Raw genomic sequence first — 21522 nt, 5'->3', positions numbered from 1 at the left:
AAAACGGCTTAATAACTTTGTAAGCAAAATACGTCTTAGGCTTCAACCCATTCGACTTGTGCACCTAGCGCCTTCATATGATCAAAGAAATTAGGATATGACTTCGCAACATGATGAGCATCTTTTATGCGAAGAGGTTTTTGACAGCGCAAGCCAACGACGCTTAACGCCATAATTACGCGATGATCATAATGAGCATTAATTTCTACACCGCCAGGCAAACCTTCTGGACGACCATGCACAATGATTTCCGCTTGACGTTCTTCAACATTCGCTCCTGCTTTGCGCAGCTCAGTCAAGTAATCAGTAATACGATCGCATTCTTTGTAGCGGAGGTTCTCAACATTGTAGAAGCGTGAAGTTCCTTCAGCAAAGACTGCTGCAGCAACCATTGCCAGCACAGCGTCAGTTGCATGGTCCCCATCAAATTCCACTGCTTTTAGCTTGGAATTACCTTGCACATGAACTGTATTGTTTTCATGCGTTAATGGCACTTCCATCATTTTCAAAACATCAACAATTGCCCGTTCACCCTGCTTACTATTTTCCATTAAACGGTGTACAATAACATTAGAATTAGTTACTGCTGCTGCAGCTAAAATCGCAGCTGATCCAGGGTAATCGCCCTGAACTGTATATTCACGCGCTTGATAGGATTGTCTGCCTGGAACTTTGAAGTGCATATAGTCTTCACTTGCATGGATAACAATACCTGCTTGCTCTAATACCTCAAGAGTTTGTCCAATAACAACTTTTGATTTCAAATCATGCAGCACTTCAATTTCACTGTCTTCTTCAAGCAGCGGAGTTAGAAACAATAATGCACTTAAAAACTGTGAGCTGATTTGACCCGAAACTTTAATATGTCCACCGCGAGGACGACCTCCTCGAATCGTTATTGGCAGCTTTCCTTCGTTATGCTCGATTTCCACTCCCATTGACGTTAACGAATCAATTAAGTCACCATGTGGACGCTTGCCTAGAGAGTCTGGGTAACGATTAATAAATGTAACTTCTGGACATAAAGAAGCTATTGCCATCAAGAAACGTAATACAGCACCAGCATTACCAACATCCAATTGCTTAACATCTTTTGGATTGCGGCCAAAACCAGTAATTACGATTTTTTCATCATCTTCTTCCAAAATTGCACCTAAATCTTTAATACAACGGCGCATTGCATCACTATCCTCACTGTGCGCAGGGTAGTAAATTGTACTTGTTCCTTCAGCTAATGCTGCAACAAGTAAATAACGCGTTGTATAGTTTTTGGAAGACAACGCTCCGATTTCGCCTTGCAGGTTCGGAGTAGGGGTAACGATTACATCCATGTTTCAATCTCCTTTTTCTAGCTATTTACAGCTTTATTACGCCAAGCTTGACTGATCTGTGCGACAATCTCTTCAATAGAGAGCTCTGATGTATCAATTGTTAATTGAGCAAAATCATACGCTTTCGCACGTGTCTGCATTAAAGCACGAACACGCTCAGCTACATCGCCTTGTAGCAAAGGTCTACTTGTATCTTGCTGTACACGGGATATAATAACTTGCTCACTAGCAGTTAGAGCAACGACAAAGCCATGCTGCAGCATAAGTTCACAATTACTTGGTCTAAGCACTGCGCCACCGCCTGTTGCAATTACAGCGCTAGTATTATCTTGAAGCAATGATTGAAGGACTTTGCTTTCCAAATCACGAAAAGCTTGTTCTCCTTGCTCTGCGAAAATGTCAGAAATGCTTTTTCCAGCAGCTTTTACAATTTCAGCATCCATATCTATATGGGGAATTGCTAACTCTGCGGCTAGACCAGCAGCTACACTTGATTTTCCAGTCCCCATAAAACCGATAAGGATAATTTTATTGAAGGTTTTCATAGCAATCATCCTTTATAAGAGCTTATCTTCACTATAATAACAGTTTCCGCGGATGATGGATAGAGATTTGAGCGATTAACCATACGTTAATTTTAGGAGGAATTACTATGAAAGAGCATCCTGGGCACGCTTTTCAAGATCAAACCAATCAAAAAATAGCACAAATTTTAGACCCTACACACCCATTATCCCGTGATGATGTCATATGGATACTTGGCTATATAACGAAAAAAGTGGCTGATCAAGACCCAGCAATACTGAGCCTATCGCAGCCACGTCTTTTACAAAATTTCCATGCTTATGCAGAAGCAGCAATGGCATTAATTAGCCGTAGCTCAAGCTGTCAGCATGAAGCGGATCGCTTGCGCAATTGGTTGCGCGAGGCTTTACATGGAATCCATGATTAAATTCACCTTTCATCACTCGTTGCTGGAATTCAAAGGCTTCAAGGCCTTCAGTTTCATTACATTACAGTGATGAAAGGCGAATTTCCTGTTCAGTCATTAAGCTTGCAGCCAGTTGAAGTGGAATGTTCCTTCTTTGTCTACACGCTTAAATGTGTGCGCACCAAAGTAATCGCGTTGTGCTTGTAACAAGTTAGCTGGCAAACGCTCAGAACGGTAGCTATCGAAATAAGCTAGCGCACTAGAGAATGCTGGAACAGGCACACCGTATTGAACTGCAGTTGCCACAACTTCACGCCATGCAGATTGATAAGACTCAACTACATTTTTGAAGTACTCATCAAGCAATAGATTACGAAGATTTGGATCACGATCATATGCATCTTTAATGTTTTGCAAGAAGCGTGCACGGATAATACAACCGCCGCGGAAGATCATCGCGATGTCACCATAACGCAAATCCCAACCATATTCTTCAGATGCTGCACGCATTTGAGCAAAGCCTTGTGCGTATGAGCAAATTTTACTTGCGTACAATGCTTTACGGATTTTTTCAATAAATTCAGCTTTGTCGCCAGTAAATGCTGGACGCTCAGGTCCTTTAAGCACTTTGCTTGCTGCAACACGTTCTTCTTTCATTGCGGATAAGAAACGGCTGAATACAGACTCTGTAATGATGGACAAAGGTACACCTAGATCCAAAGAGCTTTGGCTTGTCCATTTACCAGTACCTTTTTGACCAGCAGAGTCAAGAATAACATCAACCATTGGTTTGCCTGTCTCAGGATCATATTTAGAGAAAATGTCACGTGTAATTTCAATTAGATAGCTATCTAGCTCGCCTTTGTTCCACTCAGTGAAAATTTCATGCAATTCTTCTGTGGAAACATTTAAGATATTTTTCAACAGATCATATGCTTCGCAAATTAGCTGCATATCCCCATATTCAATACCGTTATGAACCATTTTTACATAATGGCCTGCACCATCTGGACCGATGTATGTGCAGCAAGCGTCGTCGCCAACTTTAGCAGAGATTGCTGTTAAAATTGGTTCAACAAGCTCGTATGCTGATTTTTGTCCACCTGGCATAATTGCAGGACCTTTAAGCGCTCCTTCTTCACCGCCTGATACACCAGTACCGATAAAGCGGAAGCCAAGTGCTTCAAGCTCTTTGCTGCGACGTTGAGTGTCAGGGAAGTAAGCATTACCACCGTCGATAATGATATCCCCTTTGTCAAGATGCGGAACTAATGAGTTAATTGTTGCATCTGTACCAGCACCAGCTTGTACCATAATTAAAATCTTGCGAGGGACTTCAAGAGATTGTACAAACTCCTCAATGCTGTATGTAGGCACAAGATTTTTACCTTGACCTTCAATTTCAGCCATTAATTCATCTGTTTTTTCTCTTGAACGGTTGTAAACAGAAACTGTAAAGCCACGACTTTCAATGTTAAGGGCTAAATTGCGACCCATAACAGCCATACCGATAACGCCAATTTGTTGTTTAGACATTTGGTTTTTCCATCCCTTTGCTATAATTTTTACAATGTCTTTATTTTACTCCTTTTGCCCTGATAAGAAAACAACATTTGTATAAATTCTCTTATCACGATTATCAATTGCAGACCTGCGTTTCTTTTATATCTTGTTATATCTTATGCAAAAAAAGTAAAAAAAACGAGTGATAATTTACGTCACTCGTTTTTTTTACTGTACCTTTACAAAAACTTTACGTTTAGACTTCAAGTTGCAACATCTCAATCCGTAAAGCTTGCAATTTGTCGGTAACTTCTTTAATTCTTGCTTTATCATTATTTTGAATGGCCTCCTGCAGATTACTTAATTCATAATCCAGCTCTAATCGTAGTACACCTATTCTTTCTTCTGCACGTTTAGACTGAAAAGCTTGAATCATGTCTTCAAAGGTAACGAAAGGTTTTTTCTGATAAATAATACGATGTTCCATACCAGACACCTCCACCAATCGAATGATTTCGCCAAACATAATATTTTCGATTACGATTTGACGATCCTTGATTCTTTTTACTACAGCATGCCCGCGTGAGTCATTAATTAGCTTTTCAAGCAGCTCGGATAAACGTTCATCCTTAATCACATAATCCCCAACAATACGGTAGCATCCATTAACTTTCTCGAAGTGAAGCTTTACAAGCTTTCTTCCTGTGCGAATCGAAACAAGAAACTTTCCGTCTGTCTCACTCCAATAAAGTGAATATCCTTCCTGAATTAGCTCCCGTATTAAATTTTGGATTTGCCGCCGCTCGAAACGAAGCTCAAGGTTGCAGTATTCCACTTCATAGTTTCTATTCACGGCAATCCCTCCTATGCTAGTGTGAGAAAATAGGCGAAATGTTCTGACTATTTCCTCTTACCATTATCTTATACTTCATCTTATGTATTGGCAACTTGGTTTATTGACTATTTTCTCTGCTTTTATTGAAATAATACGGACATTAAGCTAAGAATATGTTATAATTATTATTAAATGATAAAACTTCTCAATAATTACAGAAAGGACGAAATGCATGACGATCAAGACAAAAACTGGCTTTACTAGTGAAGATTTTGCTGTATTTCATATAGATGGACTTAATGAACGTATGAAAGGGATAATTGAAAACATTAGACCGAAATTTCAACGTATTGGGGAGCAGCTTTCCGCAGAAGTTAGTCCGCTTGCAGGCAATGAAATGTTTTTACATATTGCCAAGCATGCACGCCGTACAGTAAATCCGCCAAATGATACTTGGCTTGCTCTATGTGCTAATAAACGCGGATATAAGGCACATCCTCATTTTCAGTTAGGACTATTTGATGATCATTTATTTATTTGGCTGGCATTTATTTATGAGTTACCAAATAAACGCAATATTGCTACTGCCTTGCTCAATGATTTGGATAAAGTTATCGAGCTTGTTCCTAATGATTATGTAATTTCTCAAGATCATATGAAAAAAGAAGCTACCCCTGTCAGTGAGCTTAACGAATCCGATTGGACTAACATTCTCACTCGTTTTCGTGATGTAGGTAAAGCTGAGCTATTAATTGGACGCCATCTTAAGCCTAATGATCCGATCGTTGCTGATGAGCAGGCACTTATCGCCTATGCAGCAGAAACGTATCAACAATTAATGCCGCTTTATCAAAAAGCTTGCCAAGCTTAAGCTGACTATCGTCCTTAATGTAGCAAATATAACGAAAAAGCCTTTGTTCATTGCTAATTATGCATGAAACGCATAATTAGTGATAATCAAAGGCTTTTCGTTTATGAGGTTAAACTTACTTGTCTTATTTTAATTCCGAGACAGCATGACTTGCTTTACGATCCGCTAACTTGAATCCATATAGAAGAAGTAGCGCAAGCAGACATAACGCTCCTGCCACGGAATACGGCAATGTAATAGAAAAATGGAATAACAACGAACCAATTAATGGTCCTGCAATACGTCCAAGACTGTCCATAGAATTGCTAAGACCAGATGCAACCCCTGTACCTACTCTCGTTTTCAATGTAATTAGGGAAGTGATACAAGGTCTTGCCAAGCCATTGCCGATCCCGAAAATTACAAGGGAAAATGTTGCCCAAGCAAAGGAATGGGCGCCTAGTAGCATAAAGAAACCAACAGCAGATATAATTAAGCCCGCTACAATAAATTTGGGCTCTTGTCCCTGTTTAACATAACGACGAATAACCCCGCCTTGTATTAATGCCCCTACTAAGCCACAATATAAAAACATAAGCCCGACTTGATTTGGTGTAACATCAAATCGCTGAATCCCAAATAATTGCAACGTTGCTTCTAAAAATGCAAGTGTAAAGGTAACAAAGAAAGCTAATACATAAAGAAACTTTGATACCCCTTCGAACGCCTTCCAACGTGATACTCTTGCTTCCTTAGATGTGCGCACACCAGTATCTTTCAGAATGGCAATTGCAAAAAATGCGGTAACTAAGGAAAGCGCTGCTGCGACAAAAAACGGAGTTCTTAAAGAAAGAACACTTAACATTCCGCCGACCGCAGGACCAATCATAAAGCCAAAACCGATAGAAATTCCGACAAATGCCATTCCTTTGGTCCGATTTTCTGCAGTAGTAATATCCGCAACATACGCAACAATGACAGAGGTCACTGCACCAGAAAATAAACCACTAAGTGCTCTAGCAACGTACATCAAAGGCAAATTTCCAGCCGCTAAACCAAAAAATAAAAAGCTAATCGCAAAACCGATCAAGCCAACGATAATAATCGTTCTTCTGCCAATGCGATCAGACCAACCACCCCAAAAAGGCGATAAAATAAATGAAACTAAAGAATATATTGCCAAAATGGCTCCATTATGTAATTCTGCATTGTCCGACGCTGACTGTAAAATGATTTCTGGCATGACAGGAATGATAATACCAAACCCTACAAATGTTGTCATTAAAATGGCCATTGCCACTATCATTCGTTTATCCATTATTCGTTATCCCTCCATTCATTAATCCTATCATAACTTGTCCAAAGCAAAGTATGAATTTTTCGTCACAAGTTTTAATTATAAAATTTTCATTTCAGCAGGTTTCTATCAAAAATGTATTGCATCTCATTTTGTTTTTGTTATACTCTATTTGTTTGTACATCTGATGAAAGGCAGGGATGTCGACGATGGATCATCATCGCACTCCACTTTTTACATCGCTCAAAGAGCATGCTGCACAAAGTCCAATCCAATTTCATATTCCAGGGCATAAGAAAGGAATGGGAAGTGATCCTGAATTTCGTTCCTTTGTTGGCGAAAACATTTTGTCAATTGATTTGATTAATATTGCACCGCTTGATGACCTGCACCAACCAACAGGTGTTATTCAAGAAGCTCAACGCCTTGCTGCAGACGCATTTGGTGCTGACTATACGTTCTTCTCTGTGCAAGGCACTAGTGGAGCGATAATGGCGATGATTTTATCCGTTTGCTCGCCTGGTGATAAAATCATCATTCCAAGAAATATCCATAAATCAGTGTTATCAGCGATCATTTTTGCTGGTGCACGACCAGTGTTTATTTCACCTGCACAGGATAAAAATCTTGGTATTGATCACGGTATTACAACACGTTCAGTACGTCGTGCATTAGAGCGTCATCCTGATGCTAAAGCTGTGCTTGTGATTAATCCAACCTATTTTGGAATTTGTGCCAATTTAAAAGAAATTGTTGATCTAGTCCATAGCTACCACATTCCAGTACTTGTTGATGAAGCTCATGGTGTACTCATTCATTTTAATAAAAAGCTTCCTATGTCAGCAATGGAAGCCGGCGCTGATATGGCTGCAACAAGTGTGCATAAGCTTGGCGGTTCTATGACACAAAGTTCTGTGCTTAATGTTCGCAAAGGCTTGGTTAATCCACAGCGTGTGCAAACGATATTAAGTATGCTGACAACGACATCAACGTCTTACCCGCTGCTCGCTTCACTGGATACTGCTCGCCGCCAGTTAGCATTGTACGGTGAACGCATCGCGGATCAAGCAATTGCTTTAGCTAATCAAGCACGTGAAGCAATTAATCAAATACCTGGTCTATATTGCTTCGGTGAAGAAATTCTTGGGGATGAAGCAACTTATGACTACGATCCAACTAAGCTAACGATTCATGTAAGACATCTCGGCATAACCGGCTATGATACAGAAAACTGGTTACGTGAGCATTTTAATATTGAAATCGAGTTAAGCGATATGTACAATATTCTTTGCCTTGTAACCCCTGGAGATAATGCAGAGTCAATACAAAAGCTTATTATTGCCTTAAAAACATTATCTGAAACGTTTTTTGAGGGTGCAGAGGCACGTGAATTGATTATTAAAGTTCCAGAGATTCCGCATCTTTCTTTGACTCCTCGTGATGCGTTTTATGCTGAAACAGAGGTTATTCCGTTTAGGGAATCTGCAGGACGCATTATGGCGGAATTTATTTATGTTTATCCTCCAGGCATTCCAATTCTGTTACCTGGTGAAGTCATCTCTCAGCGCAATATCGACTATATTATCGAGCATATTGAGGTAGGCTTACCAGTTAAAGGACCAGAGGATCGCAGCATTGAATATGTTAAGGTTATCGTAGAAGAAACAGCGATTTCCTAATTCGTTGAAGCGAAGAAGCATATTGTTAGTAAATAAACAAATAAGGACAGCGCAAGCTTTTCCTTCCATTGTACAAACAATGGATTGGTTGAAAGCTTACCGCTGTCCTTTTTTTACCGTTTGGCAAAACGCAAAACTAATTTTCTAATGAAAATTAATCCTCGATACCATTTTCTGCACGCGCAATTTCTTCATAAATTGCTTCAACGCGTGCCCATTCTTCATCATCTTCAATACCAACTAGGAAGGTTTCGTCTCCTTCTTCTTCAAAACGGAAAATTACTCCGTCACGCTCAGGGTCTTGACGATCAAGGAGTACAGCATACATATTTTCATCAGCTTCAAATGTGTATACCATTACCATCTCACGTTCTTCGCCCTCGTCGTCTGTTATAATAAATACATGCTCCTCATGTTCGTGGTCATGTCCGCAGCCGCAATCTGGCCCATGTTGATGTTCACTCACGCTTGTTACCTCATTTCAATTAAAAATTTTACCCAACACCTTCATCCTAACAGAATGTAGAGTGACGGTCAAACTGAATTATGATGAAGTAATTATCTTTTCAGAGGTAACTACCCAATCATTACTAAATTCTGTTTGCATATAGCAGCGGATCGTATATTTTCCTGTAGAACTAAAACGATAGCTACTCTCATCAGTCACAAACCAGTAGTTATCGCGATCCTTATCTACAGAAATTTTTTGCAGCACAGTTTCTTTTCCGTTAGGATCTTCAATCGTAAATCGCACAGCATTTAATTTAAAAGATACGTTGTCAACCTGAGCGAATACTTTAATTTTACCGCTAAAGCCCTTTGATACTTCGCCAAAAGTAGTTTCGCTGCCGTTACTGCTATTGTAGACAAACATATGAACATTAGGTTTGTAAATTTTCGCAACTTTATTGTGAGAATCCCAATCAACTATTGCATTTAAGGCTTCGCCAACTTTTCGCAAAGGTAAATACGATGTATTATCGATTAGCGCACCAACTTCTCCTAAATTGACGCTATTAACTAATACTTTAATTTTCGCTGTCGATGCACTAGCAAATATCATCGTTGAACACCATATCAGCGTTACGCAAACGAACAGCATGCCTTTTTTTAGCTTCATCGCAAGCTAAACCTCCTATAATTGAACTTTATTACGTAATTAGACTTATAAGTTTAAAAAAAGTTGCGGTTTATTATGAAAAAAAATTAATAGTTACTCATGATTGTCAATAAAATAACTTATTGAAAACGTTATACATATTGAATATGTTCATTTCATTCGCTACAATGCAAGAAACAGCACAATTTAGCAAAGTTCAAATTGTAAAAGATGTTTCTGTTTGTGATCAACATTACAGAATTAAAAATGCATTTGTGATACAGTGAAGTTGTCTATCTATAGGGGGGCTATGTTTTGAAAATAACGATGATTGGGACAGGTAATGCCTTTGCCAAAGAGTACTTTAATAATAATGCTCTTGTCGAAACTAGTCATATGAAGTTATTAATCGATTGCGGCATCACATTGCCCTATGCCTTACATCATGCAGGTAGATCTTTTGATGAATTAGATGGAGTATTAATTAGTCATATTCATGCTGATCATATTGGCGGCTTGGAAGAGTATGCTTTTCAAATGATGTTTAAATATCGAAAAAAACCTGTATTATATATAGCTGAGTCATTAATCGAGCCGCTGTGGAGTAAATCATTGCAAGGTGGATTAACGCAAGGCGAGCTTAAATCTATAGATTGTTTTTTTCATGTTATCCCTCTTCAACCAGATCAAGATATTCAGTTAGCTAAAGATTTAACCGTTAGACTAATTAAAACTGCTCATATACCTGGCAAAGATAGTTTTTCATTTTTAATTAATCATCATTTCTTTTATTCTGCAGATATGGTCTTTAATCCAAAATTGCTTTTTGAGCTTCATGAAGCAGGTGTTCATACGTTCTACCACGATTGCCAGCTTGAAAGTCCAGGAGTCGTCCATGCATCCCTAGATCAGCTGCTAACATTGCCTGTCGAGCTGCAACGAAAAATTAAGCTTATGCATTATGGCGATACAATTGGGAATTATATCGGTAAGACGGGTGAAATGACAATTGTTAAACAAGGAGTACCGTCTATTATCGAATAAGGAGTGGTTGTATGTCACAGCATGAAGTCGTAGCTGTCCGTCGCAATGCAGAGGGAAGTATCGTGGAGTTCAAGCTGTCATCAGGTGAAGTCGTCGATTATATTACTGCGCAAAATATGGTAGCGAATGGTGAAATAAAAAATCTTCAGCTATTTAAAGGTCGCGATCATGAACAGCATATTCGTTCTGTACCTGATGGTATAGCTGAAAATAATTTGGATCAATTGCCAACCTTTTAGTGGATAAAAAAGCTGCCCAGAAAGTGTTACTCCTCAAGTTAGATTTGATGATTCTAATTTTGAGGAAGCAGCACTTACAATCTGGACAGCTTTTTATGTTTCTAATATCGTTCAGCTTATTTATTTTATAGTATGCTGGTTAATTAATGCTTTTCTTACATTCCACAAATAATCACTTAATACAACAGGATATTTCTCTGGATTAAGCTTGCGCAACGTCTCAGGCCAGAATAGATCTAATTGCCGCTGATGATATTGTGCAATCTCTTGCACTGTAGGGAGTTTATAAACTAATTGACCATTTACAAAAATAGGCTGTAATATCGACTCAACTCGATAATTTTCTACTTTTCGACGAATAAATGGATGAGTTGGATCGTAAAGCATTAGCGGTTCGTTGGTGTTTTCAAGCTTCTCGTCATGCATGACGATATAATCTGCCTCTGCTTTACCCGTCTCATTGCTAATAATTCGATACACATCTTTTTTGCCAGGTGTCGTAATTTTTTCTGGATTACCGGAGATTTTGATAACAGGCTCATACTTCCCATCCTTCTCCTTAGCAACGAGCTTGTACACTCCACCTAAAGCAGGATTATCTGCAGCGGTAATTAGCTTCGTTCCTATTCCCCAGCTATCTATTTTCGCACCTTGAGCTTTTAACTCCACAATAATATTTTCATCTAAATCGTTCGAAGCAACGATTTTGACATCATGCAAACCTGCCTCATCGAGCATTGCCCGAGCGCGTTTTGATAAGTATGCCAAATCCCCGCTATCTAAGCGAATCGCTTTTAATCGTTTCCCTTTTTTTGCAAGCTTTTTTGCAGTTTCAATTGCATGCGGAACACCGTCACGCAACGTATCATACGTATCGACTAGCAGTGTAACATCATCTGGCAATGCCTCAGCATATCGATCAAAGGCTTCCTGCTCGCTGTTATGAATTTGAACCCAAGCGTGAGCATGCGTTCCCTTCGCAGATAAATTAAACAGCATAGCCGCACGTAAATTACTTGTTGCGTGAAACCCTACTAAACATGCTGCTCTTGCTCCCCAAATCGCTGCATCTGCCTCCTGCGCCCGACGAGTGCCGAATTCCATTAATGTATCATTCGGTGCAACTAGCTTAATCCGTGCAGCCTTAGTAGCAATTAACGTTTGAAAATTTATAAAATTTAAAATCGCAGTTTCAATAATTTGTGCTTCAAATATAGATGCCTCAACCCGTAAAATTGGCTCGTTCGGGAAAACTAATGTACCTTCTACCGCAGCGTAAATATCACCTTGAAAGCGAAAATTACGCAGTTCCTCTAAAAAAGCTAAATCGTAATTCTCTTCTTGTGTTGCAAGAAAAGCGATGTCCGCATCCGAAAAGCGTAAGTTTTCAATGTAACGCACCACACGCTCTAAGCCTGCTGCAACCGCAAAGCCATTGCCAAAAGGCAGCTTGCGAAAATAAACATCAAATACCGATTTTTGTTTTTGTGTACCATTCTTCCAATGAGCATACATCATATTGATCTGATATTTATCTGTATGCAGCATTAAATGCTCTTCTGTCATGCCCTAACCTTCCTCTCTGTCTCAAACAACCGATGCTCCTAGTGTGTTTTGAAAATGTGCAAGCGCCCATTCATGCCCTGCTTCATTAAAACTTGCAACAGCTCCTTTATGTACAACAATTTTAAATCCTTTATTGTACGCATCGACCGCTGTATGCAGCACACAAATATCTGTGCATACACCAACAAGGTGCAACTCAGTAATTCCTCGTGCACGCAGGCGCTGCTCAAGATCTGTGCCACAAAAAGCACTATACCTAGTTTTATCCATCCAATAAATATCATTCTTAGCCGCTTCATAAATTTCTTGCAGCTTGCCATATAGTGTTCGGCCTTCTGTTCCTTTAATATTATGTGGAGGAAACAGCTTCGTTTCCGGATGATAAGGATCATTTTCCTCATGCAAATCTACTGCCATTACAACAAAATGCCCGTCATTAACGAATTGCTTAGTTAACAAGCAAATATGATCTTCAATCTCAATTGCAGGTTCTCCACAAGGTAGCTTGCCCGTAACAAAATCAATTGTATAGTCAATGACAATTAATGCCTTCATCACCATTCACCTCATTTATTGTGTTGCTATTATTATGAAGTTTTTTTCTCAGATGTCAATTAAGAACTGATTAAAATCGAAAAATTATGTAAAAACGAAAAGTCGCTGACCAAGATGACGAGTCATCTTAATCTGCGACTTTTACACAATCGACATGTTTAAATTTTCTAACCTATTTAATTTAACGCATTTTTATAGATGTAAATTTATCTTATAGTCATTTCTCAGTGTTAATTACTTACTGTAACTTGAATTTTATAGTTGGATGCAATATACGTGTCTACAGAAACGGTAGAAATCACCTGCGGATACATCTTATCCGGATCAGGGTCAACCTTAGAAACAGAAATATAAGCAATGTCACCATCAAATACAATCGAGTTAACTTCAATGCCATAGCCAGGGTGCGGAACCGTTGCACTAATCGTTACTTTATTAACCTCTTTTGAAACTGCAGTTACTGTGTGCTTCACATCGTGCAGAACAGAAGCTTCTTCTTGCTTAGCTAATGATTCTTCCACAAAGGTTAATGCTCGATCCAGCCATGTCGCTGCTTCACCACGTGTAATTGGCTGATCTGGATTAAACTTGCCGTTTTTATCTAATTCAGCAAATTTCAATAATAGCAGCTTTTGAATATCGCCACGATATTCCTCTTTTACCTTATCAGCATCTTTATAGTCGATATACATTTCAATAATCGCATAGTCCACTTTTCGATCCACTTGCTTAATAAGGTGCGATGCAAATTCAGCTCGACTAATAGAACCATTAGGATTGATATTTTTGTCAAATACTAATCCGTTGTGATATCCGTCTATAAAAGCTTGCGAATACCATTGATTATCTTTCACCTTATTATAGTAGTCGCTTGCAAGCGGTTGCTTAATAAATTTAATGTGAGCGAGGCTTAATTCAAATGCTTCATCAAGTAAAACTGCCGCTTGCGCATAGCTTAGCTTATCATGCGGATTAAACTTATCGTTATTGCTTGCATTTCCTTTCACAATGCCTCGTTCCTTCAAATGAAGAATATGCTGCTCACCTTTAAATCCTTTAATATCACTGAATGCAGAAGTAACAGGTGTTACCGCAACTAGCGCAAGTACTGATGCAGCAATCACTGCCATACGTTTACCTTTTTTCATGTTGCTACCTCCTTATTTCTAGCTTGTATTCATTTTGGCACATGCAAGAAATTTTATTTTGTTTTTCGTAAAACTAAACGTAAATTAGTTACTAATTGTTGCAGTATACTAGAAAATCGAGTAAAAATAAGTCAAATTTCCTATGTGTTTAAACGGAAGTACATTGGGAATTTTATGCTTGCCTATCCGTTTTTGCTGTGCTAATATATTTATTGTTGCTATTATCATAGAATTTAGGACGGTAACTCAGCGGGAGAGTGCTACCTTGACAGGGTAGAAGTCGCGGGTTCGATCCCCGCCCGTCCTACCATAATCAAAATAATTAGAGCCTGGGACAAAACTTGTCTCTTAAAACAAGCAAACGGTGAAATCTGTTCAAAGATTTCACCGTTTGCTCATTTTAGGCTCTGTTTTTCTAATGCTATGCTACGTTCGTAGCACATATTTCCTTAAGTTTACTGCCATTAAGGCAAGTCCAATCTCATGCTCAACTTTCCGTTTTCCTCGAACTGAAAAGCGAGTGAAACCTAAATTAGCCTTCAAGAATCCAAAAACTGGTTCTACGTCAATTTTTCGTTGACGGTAGATCTCCCCTGTTTTTTCTCCTGAAAGCTGCTCTCTTACATAGGTTTTTTGTTGTTCCCAACGTGCATTGATCATCAGTTGTCGGTGTCTTCCTTCTTGTGCTTTCGTACATGAGGATCGGAAAGGACATCCTGTACAATCCGCACAAGCATAGATCTTGAATTGTCGCTCAAACCCATCTTTATCTTTGCGTATGGTATAGCGTTGAAACGTTAGTTCCTGTCCATTTGGACAAAGATAACGATCCTTTTCGGCATCATAGTGCCAGTTACTTGTTTGAAATGGATCGGTTTTAGACTTTCTCTTTTGCTCACGCTCATACATCGTATACTTTATTAATGGAACACGCTTGCGCTTCGTGATCACATCCTCATAGTTTTGCTCACTTCCATATCCGGCATCCGCTACGATATAGGTAGGCAAGTCAAAATAATGGGTTTCAATTTCATCAAGAAAAGGAATAAGCGTCTTGGTGTCCGTTGGATTGGAATAGATACCATAAGCCAGTGTGTATTGTCCTTCGGTTGCAATTTGTACATTGTATCCAGGCTTCAATTGTCCATTCTTCATGTAGTCATCTTTCATTCGCATGAAGGTTGCATCAGGATCGGTTTTGGAATAACTGTTGCGCTTTCCGAATCGTTGTTGATGAAGCTTGTACATGTTTTTTCGTTCCATCCAATCACGGACTTGCTTGAGTAGTTGTTTTGGTGCTTTTCGCTTGCTTCGTAATTGTTTTCGTTCACTCGTATCTTCGGATGCTGCGATCTTTTCTGTATAGCTTTCAACCACTCGCTCAAGGTGTTCTGCGATCTCCAGTAAGTTTTCCGTAGAGAGTTCTTGCTCATGTTCAAGCTCTGGAATGATCTTTTGTTCCAATAACTCGTTGTACAGTTGATTCGACTTTTCAATGAGCCGAGCATGATGTTTGTCCACGGCTTTTTTCCATACAAAGGTGAACTTATTCGCATTGGCTTCAATTTTGGTTCCATCAATGAACATCGCTTCTTGGGTAATGATCTTTTCTTCCACTAACTTCGAGCGAAATTGAACGAAGCACTGGCGGAGTAAGTCTTTCATCACAGGATGAACACGGAAACGATTAATCGTACGGTAGCAAGGTTCATAGCCTTGAGCTAACCACATCATCCGAATACTGTCTTTCGTAAGAGCTTCAATTTTACGACCAGAAAAGGCAGATTGAGTGTAGCCGCATAGAATGATCTTGAGCATCATGCGCGGATGATAGGCTGGACAACCGTCACGACGAACAAACGAACGAAACGCTTCATCTGGAATACTTTCGACCAAATGATGAATGGCAAATGCGATATCATGTTTATCTAATTTAACTTCTAAATTTAGAGGCAAAACTAATTGATTCATGTTATAATCTTTAAACATAAGGAACACCTTTCTTTTGAAATTTTTGGGGTAAGATACTTAAATTTTAACAGAAAGTGTTCCTTTTGTATGTAAAAAATGAACTCCTGGCATTCTACTTTGTAGAGCACCAGGAGTTTTCTTTCATTTAGCTGGGTTTTGTCCCAGGCTCTTTTGTTTTGTTAAAATCTAACGCACGCAATGCAATTACAATTGCTTCTGCAAGAGTAGCAGCTTGGATTAGTTTAAATGCTCCATCTGTATTACCTTTAGTAAGGTCAAGCTTCACAGCAATTGCAACATAGCGTTGCATCCATGCTGGTATGTCAGCATAATCCTTAAACGTTACCTCTGCAGCCTGCTCATTTTCTAAATCAAGACCTTTAGCTAACATAATCGTCATTTCAATGCGTGTACATTCGCAGAAAGACAAAAAGTGCATCATTATAGCAAACTATCTCTCCATCTGCTTAATCTATAAAAAATTTTATCTAGTTACATGTTATTACATAACCTTTCTACAGAACACAAAAAAAGCCTTTGTTCTTCATGTTCATGGGAATTGTTTATTTCCCAATTAGAAGCAACAAAAGGCTTAATCTCATTTAAGAACTGGTGCCGAGGACCGGAATCGAACCGGTACGGTTGTCACCAACCGCAGGATTTTAAGTCCTGTGCGTCTGCCAGTTCCGCCACCCCGGCACATTACTATGTATACTTTTTTATGTAATTAAGTATACTATGAAACTACTAACCTAAACCTACTAATAAAGACTTTAACAAACAATCTTACTTCAATAAATGGTGCCGAGGACCGGAATCGAACCGGTACGGTTGTCACCAACCGCAGGATTTTAAGTCCTGTGCGTCTGCCAGTTCCGCCACCCCGGCACAGTAAAAAAATAATTATCAGTTGGTGGGCCTTGAGGGACTCGAACCCCCGACCAATCGGTTATGAGCCGACTGCTCTAACCAACTGAGCTAAAGGCCCGAAGATTTTCATTTTTCAATAAATGATGTCATATACAATTCCGAAAAGTTTATTTGGTTGCGGGGACAGGATTTGAACCTGTGGCCTTCGGGTTATGAGCCCGACGAGCTACCGAACTGCTCCACCCCGCGTCAGAAACATCATTTCGTAGCAGCGACATATATTAATATACTACAAACATATAATCGACGTCAAGCTTTTTTTAGTAAGTTTTTCTTATTATTTTTTTTTTACATTTATTAGTGATTAAATTAATGTTTAATTATTTTTACTTTTATCGCTTTGATACCATAAATCTAACGCCGTATCTGCCTCGTTTTGATTTATAGATTTCAATTTCTTGTGGATATTCCATACCATACATCCAATAATCATGCTCCATACGTTGCATTACACAACTTGCTTGAAATTTTGAATCATATAGTCTTATCCAATATATCCACATTTTAAGTCACCTCCGGTATTTACACGGATAGCGTACCCATTTCCTGCTTATTCATACTTCTTATTGGGCAAGTTTTTGTTATAAATTGATTCTTAGCATTTCGCATAAAAGATAACAACGCCCAGCAACGTTTAATTCGCTGCTGGGCGTTTTTTAAGAGTTAGTAACCTCTGCTACGTCTTTATTACTCTCTTGATTACTCTCTTGCTCTAAGTTTTCAGAATTGTCCTCTGTTGGTTTATTCAGAAGCTCTGGCGATTTAATAATGATCTTTTCGCCATCAAACTCCATTAACACCTTATCCTTTATATTCATAGTCTGCAAATATTCTTTAGGTACTTGCAATCTGCCTACTCTGTCTACAACAACATAAGCAACATGTGCATTTTCTTTATCCTGATGTTTACTAAAGGAAACGAAGCCATCTCGATGAGCGCCTAGTTCAGGATTATGCTTAACAAACTCTGTGCTTGTTAATCCATCTCGTATTGCTACTACACGGTCAACTTGACTAGCAAGCTCCATATCATGGGTAACGATAACGATTGTAACGCCTAATTCCTTATTAAGCTTACGGAAAATATTCATAATCATATTTGAAGTAGCAGTATCAACCGATCCCGTCGGTTCATCAGCTAATAGCAGTTGCGGACGATTGGCTAAGGAAATTGCTATCGCTACACGCTGTTGCTCACCACCAGACAACTGATGCAGCTTATTATTCATACGGTGACCTAAACCAACCCATTCTAAAAGCTGCTTCGCATAGGCACGATCATGCTTGCCTGAGAGCATCATTGGCATTTCAACGTTTTCTAATGCAGTTAAGTAAGGCAATAGATTTCGAGCATTGTTTTGCCAAATAAAGCCTACTGTATCCCGTTTATACTCGACAAGCTGTTCCTCCGTCATTTTAAGCAAATCCCATTTACCGACTCTAACCTGTCCCGCAGAAGGGCGATCAAGCCCTCCTAGCGTGTTTAATAATGTCGATTTACCACTTCCGCTGTTTCCTATAATCGCCATTAGCTCACCTTGCTTAACGGTCAGATTTAGTCCTTGTAGGGCAACTACCTCAAGATCGTCTGTCTTATATATTTTAACTAAGCCTTCACAATGTATCATGAGTTACCGCTCCTCTCCCATCTTAACCGCTTGATGAACTTTCAATTTACGGATGTGCGTAAATAAGAATCCTGCTCCAATTAGCATCATGATAAGCACTACAATTAATAATTGATTCGTATCACTTGCTTTGAACACAACTCGGAATGGTGGAACCATCTTCGTTGCAGATTCTGTTGCTTGCAAGAAAGGTAAAAAGATATAGCTGACTAGTTTACCAATTCCAAAACCTAAACCAATCGCCAGACCTGCTGTAAATAGCTGTTCCAACAAGAGCATGCTTGTAAGTTCTGATTTAGATAAGCCCATTGCTCTTAGTACACCGAATTGAACGACGCGACCCGATAAGTTAAAGAACCAATATAATAGATAGCCTGCTAACGTAATTGCAACCGTTACAAGAAAACCTAAGCTCAATATTCCAAATACGCCACCTCGAGTCGGCAGCTTAGACTGAATAATTAGCTCATTGCGTACATCTTTTACGCTGTTAACTTCCATATTGGCAGCTGCCAATGTTTGAAGAATTGGCGCAACCTCGGCATCAGGCTCCATTTTTAACCATACCTCATAAGGAATAAGCGGTATTTGATCATAAATATAATCTAGATTAGCAATTAAGAATGGCTTATCATCTGGATAAAGATTTGGCCAGTAAGGAACAATGCCAACAATTGAAAATTCAACTGTACCGTCTGTAAAGCTAACGGATACATAGTCCCCTACTTTTAATTGATATTCATCTGCAACATTTTGCGGAATAATCGCTCCATGCTCAAACTCACCTAAATAAGAAAGCGGATAAGCTGGATCAATAGGGTATAAATCATTGCCGAACCAAGCCACGTCATAAAAGTCCTTGTTATCTATCCCCATAATCGTACCTTTGCCAATCGACTTACCTGAAACAATAATGTTATTCTCCGATTGCAAAACACGAGCAGCTGCCACTACACCAGGACTATTACGGAATATTTCAAATGGAGGTTCGGTATAGAGCAATTTTGGTGGTGGTTGATTGCCGCCATTACCGCCACCTGGACCGCCACCTGGACCGCCGCCTGGTCCGCCACCGGTACCGCCGCCGCCACCGGTGCCACCACCAGTGCCGCCGCCATTGCCACCGCCGTTATTCTGACCTGTTTGTCGCTCTGGAATGCCATCCCAAACAGTTTGAATAACGACATCAGTACCAAATTCATATAACGTGCGCTCTGTTGAGTTAAGATCAATTGTTCTTGCTGCCGATGCGTTATAAACCCCAAGACCGATAGTTAAAATAAGTAGCGTCATCAACGGATAATAGCCTTTCGATGAACGAGAAAGCTGAGTAAGTGTTAAATAAATTGAGACAGGTAAATATTTTTTACCTAGCCATTTGAATATTGCCAATATCCATGGGAAGATACGCAAGCAAACTAAGCCAATTGCAAAAATAGCAATCGCAGGAACAAAAAACAGGAATGGCTGTACCTGCATTTCGTCTGCACTTATTCCTGAATTTATCGACAATAGCTGACGTTCATTAAATAAATACCAACCATAAGCCGCAATCAGAACTAGGACAACATCCAAAAACCATTTTTGCCAAAAAGGCTTTTTATCTGACCGCGCTAAGTTTTGCTTATAGCTAACAATTGAAGCTCTCGCATATTGAATTGCTGGAATAATTGTAGCCAGCATAGCAATAAAGACTGCAATAAGAGCAGCAATAACTGTTTCAATTGAAAAGCCTATCGTAATCGATTTACGATTTACAAATGATAAGAAACCATCCGCTGAACCTATACTTTTCGACATAAACCAGCCTAGCATCGGTCCGAGCACTAAAGCAACGATCCCTAGTAAAATACTTTCAACTATATACATCGAGACAATTTGTCTCGTTCCAGCCCCGCGGCTGCGAAGAACAGCAATATCGCTGCGCTGTTTATCTAGAGCCTGTTTAGCATTAATGGTAATAAAGTAAAACACCATTGCAAGCATTGGCGCTGCCAGAGTAAAGAGCAATGATTGCAGCTGCGTGCTTTGCTTACGGAACTCATCGAGTGTGCTAGCAAATGATTTATCTACTCGAGTATCCTTTAGTAATGAGTACAACTCAATATCAAGACGCTTTAGCTTTGCAGCTAGATCATTAATTTGGCTGCTTTTAATTTGAGAAAGATCGAAATTATAATACCAAGAAGCATTTTGCAGCACGATTTTTTTCTGACTAAGCAAATAGTCCATCATTACATTTTCAGAAACAAATAATGTTGTAAAGTTACTCTCTAATCCTAACATCCAATAGGAATCCGTCATATCGTTAGGTGTAATAGCTCCAACGATTTTGACAAGCAAAGCTTGCGAGCTGTTCGCAATACGATATTGATATACATCACCTACGTGAACATCATTGCGGAACATCCCTTCTTCAAGCATTACCGCTTCGATGACGCCACTGCCATCCACCTTATCACTAAACCATTTACCTTGCACAAGCTCATTATGCTCCTGCAAACCGCTCATGCTTTGAATCGCAAGCGTTCTTGTACGACTTGCATCAATTAGTGAAGTATCAGTAGGAATAACATTAGCATTACGAATACCATATTCCTGAACAAATGTTAAATAATCAAAGCCAATTTCCTCAGGCAACTGATGCTGAATATATTGCTCAACAGCTCGTAAATCATCTAAGTTTGTTGGTGCTGAAGCTAGTCCTTGATACTTCATAAGCAAAGAACCTGCAGGTGAGTCAACACTGTCATTTTCTAGTTGTTTGGCGATTACTCGCTTTAAAGCTCCATCCGCATACATGGGAATACTGGAGGCAAAAGCGACAGCAACGATAAGTCCTGCTAGTGTACTTATCGTGAGCCAACGAGTATTCCACATTTTACGGAAAATGAAACGAAAGAATGGTAACCTCAT

General features: G+C 39.3%; 19 protein-coding genes, 5 tRNA genes and 1 pseudogene. 6 read left to right on the top strand and 19 right to left on the bottom strand.

The window, feature by feature from the left end; translation table 11 throughout:
• Window positions 1-35 precede the first annotated feature (35 nt).
• Window positions 36-1331 (bottom strand): 3-phosphoshikimate 1-carboxyvinyltransferase, encoded by a 1296-nt coding sequence (aroA, locus tag AC2TDL_RS17645; RefSeq protein WP_484697354.1) that lies wholly within the window; start codon window positions 1329-1331, stop codon window positions 36-38.
• A 17-nt stretch (window positions 1332-1348) separates the two neighbouring features.
• On the bottom strand, window positions 1349-1876 hold the full coding sequence (locus AC2TDL_RS17640) for a shikimate kinase (protein WP_484697353.1): 528 nt from the start codon (window positions 1874-1876) through the stop codon (window positions 1349-1351).
• 107 nt (window positions 1877-1983) lie between these two features.
• Here AC2TDL_RS17640 and AC2TDL_RS17635 point away from each other — a divergent pair, with 107 nt between their 5' ends.
• A complete protein-coding gene (locus AC2TDL_RS17635; protein ID WP_484697352.1) occupies window positions 1984-2283 on the top strand; it encodes a hypothetical protein in 300 nt (99 codons plus the stop codon).
• A 96-nt stretch (window positions 2284-2379) separates the two neighbouring features.
• Here the strand turns inward: AC2TDL_RS17635 and gndA are convergent, their stop codons facing one another.
• Window positions 2380-3822: an NADP-dependent phosphogluconate dehydrogenase gene (gene gndA / locus AC2TDL_RS17630; RefSeq protein ID WP_484701273.1), complete on the bottom strand. Its 1443-nt coding sequence runs from the start codon at window positions 3820-3822 to the stop codon at window positions 2380-2382.
• A gap of 199 nt (window positions 3823-4021) precedes the next feature.
• The gene (locus tag AC2TDL_RS17625; RefSeq protein WP_484697351.1) at window positions 4022-4618 is read right to left on the bottom strand and encodes a hypothetical protein; all 597 of its coding nucleotides are present in this window, start codon (window positions 4616-4618) and stop codon (window positions 4022-4024) included.
• A gap of 214 nt (window positions 4619-4832) precedes the next feature.
• Here AC2TDL_RS17625 and AC2TDL_RS17620 point away from each other — a divergent pair, with 214 nt between their 5' ends.
• Window positions 4833-5471 carry a YktB family protein gene (locus tag AC2TDL_RS17620; protein WP_484697350.1) on the top strand — a complete coding sequence of 213 codons (639 nt, stop codon included), beginning with the start codon at window positions 4833-4835 and terminating at the stop codon, window positions 5469-5471.
• A gap of 124 nt (window positions 5472-5595) precedes the next feature.
• Here the strand turns inward: AC2TDL_RS17620 and AC2TDL_RS17615 are convergent, their stop codons facing one another.
• Window positions 5596-6768: an MFS transporter gene (locus tag AC2TDL_RS17615; protein ID WP_484697349.1), complete on the bottom strand. Its 1173-nt coding sequence runs from the start codon at window positions 6766-6768 to the stop codon at window positions 5596-5598.
• 188 nt (window positions 6769-6956) lie between these two features.
• Here AC2TDL_RS17615 and AC2TDL_RS17610 point away from each other — a divergent pair, with 188 nt between their 5' ends.
• A complete protein-coding gene (locus AC2TDL_RS17610; protein WP_484697348.1) occupies window positions 6957-8426 on the top strand; it encodes an aminotransferase class I/II-fold pyridoxal phosphate-dependent enzyme in 1470 nt (489 codons plus the stop codon).
• A 154-nt stretch (window positions 8427-8580) separates the two neighbouring features.
• Here AC2TDL_RS17610 and AC2TDL_RS17605 read toward each other — a convergent pair whose 3' ends face one another.
• A complete protein-coding gene (locus tag AC2TDL_RS17605; RefSeq protein WP_484697347.1) occupies window positions 8581-8892 on the bottom strand; it encodes a DUF1292 domain-containing protein in 312 nt (103 codons plus the stop codon).
• 78 nt (window positions 8893-8970) lie between these two features.
• Window positions 8971-9546 (bottom strand): stalk domain-containing protein, encoded by a 576-nt coding sequence (locus AC2TDL_RS17600; protein WP_484697346.1) that lies wholly within the window; start codon window positions 9544-9546, stop codon window positions 8971-8973.
• A gap of 306 nt (window positions 9547-9852) precedes the next feature.
• Here AC2TDL_RS17600 and AC2TDL_RS17595 point away from each other — a divergent pair, with 306 nt between their 5' ends.
• Both AC2TDL_RS17595 and AC2TDL_RS17590 read left to right on the top strand, forming a co-directional pair.
• Window positions 9853-10569, top strand: coding sequence for an MBL fold metallo-hydrolase (locus AC2TDL_RS17595; RefSeq protein ID WP_484701270.1), 717 nt, complete (start codon window positions 9853-9855; stop codon window positions 10567-10569).
• Between the two features lie 11 nt (window positions 10570-10580).
• Window positions 10581-10808, top strand: coding sequence for a DUF3892 domain-containing protein (locus AC2TDL_RS17590; RefSeq protein WP_484697345.1), 228 nt, complete (start codon window positions 10581-10583; stop codon window positions 10806-10808).
• A gap of 120 nt (window positions 10809-10928) precedes the next feature.
• Here the strand turns inward: AC2TDL_RS17590 and AC2TDL_RS17585 are convergent, their stop codons facing one another.
• The 3 genes from AC2TDL_RS17585 to AC2TDL_RS17575 all read right to left on the bottom strand — a co-directional run bounded on the left by AC2TDL_RS17585 (window position 10929) and on the right by AC2TDL_RS17575 (window position 14077).
• The gene (locus tag AC2TDL_RS17585; RefSeq protein ID WP_484697344.1) at window positions 10929-12374 is read right to left on the bottom strand and encodes a nicotinate phosphoribosyltransferase; all 1446 of its coding nucleotides are present in this window, start codon (window positions 12372-12374) and stop codon (window positions 10929-10931) included.
• Window positions 12375-12395: 21 nt separating this feature from the next.
• Entirely contained in the window at window positions 12396-12929 is a 534-nt protein-coding gene (locus AC2TDL_RS17580) for a cysteine hydrolase family protein (protein ID WP_484697343.1), read from the bottom strand.
• A 230-nt stretch (window positions 12930-13159) separates the two neighbouring features.
• Entirely contained in the window at window positions 13160-14077 is a 918-nt protein-coding gene (locus tag AC2TDL_RS17575; protein ID WP_484697342.1) for an S-layer homology domain-containing protein, read from the bottom strand.
• 235 nt (window positions 14078-14312) lie between these two features.
• On the opposite strand from AC2TDL_RS17575, the gene AC2TDL_RS17570 reads away from it, so the two are divergent.
• A tRNA-Val gene (locus AC2TDL_RS17570) sits at window positions 14313-14387 on the top strand.
• 131 nt (window positions 14388-14518) lie between these two features.
• Here the strand turns inward: AC2TDL_RS17570 and AC2TDL_RS17565 are convergent.
• The 9 genes and pseudogenes from AC2TDL_RS17565 to AC2TDL_RS17525 all read right to left on the bottom strand — a co-directional run.
• Window positions 14519-16066 (bottom strand): annotated as a pseudogene (locus AC2TDL_RS17565) (IS1182 family transposase); the annotation flags it as partial.
• Window positions 16067-16193: 127 nt separating this feature from the next.
• A complete protein-coding gene (locus tag AC2TDL_RS17560; RefSeq protein WP_484697341.1) occupies window positions 16194-16490 on the bottom strand; it encodes an S-layer homology domain-containing protein in 297 nt (98 codons plus the stop codon).
• A gap of 168 nt (window positions 16491-16658) precedes the next feature.
• Window positions 16659-16747 (bottom strand) — tRNA-Leu (locus tag AC2TDL_RS17555).
• Window positions 16748-16847: 100 nt separating this feature from the next.
• Window positions 16848-16936: transfer RNA gene (locus tag AC2TDL_RS17550), tRNA-Leu, on the bottom strand.
• 23 nt (window positions 16937-16959) lie between these two features.
• Window positions 16960-17036 (bottom strand) — tRNA-Ile (locus AC2TDL_RS17545).
• Between the two features lie 54 nt (window positions 17037-17090).
• Window positions 17091-17167 (bottom strand) — tRNA-Met (locus AC2TDL_RS17540).
• A 143-nt stretch (window positions 17168-17310) separates the two neighbouring features.
• Entirely contained in the window at window positions 17311-17481 is a 171-nt protein-coding gene (locus tag AC2TDL_RS17535) for a hypothetical protein (RefSeq protein WP_484697340.1), read from the bottom strand.
• A gap of 153 nt (window positions 17482-17634) precedes the next feature.
• Window positions 17635-18606: an ATP-binding cassette domain-containing protein gene (locus AC2TDL_RS17530; RefSeq protein WP_484697339.1), complete on the bottom strand. Its 972-nt coding sequence runs from the start codon at window positions 18604-18606 to the stop codon at window positions 17635-17637.
• Window positions 18607-18609: 3 nt separating this feature from the next.
• Window positions 18610-21522, bottom strand: coding sequence for an ABC transporter permease (locus AC2TDL_RS17525; protein ID WP_484697338.1), 2913 nt, complete (start codon window positions 21520-21522; stop codon window positions 18610-18612).

It is taken from the genome of Paenibacillus sp. plas6, assembly GCF_057221655.1.
This window is presented reverse-complemented; position numbering and strand designations above follow the sequence as displayed.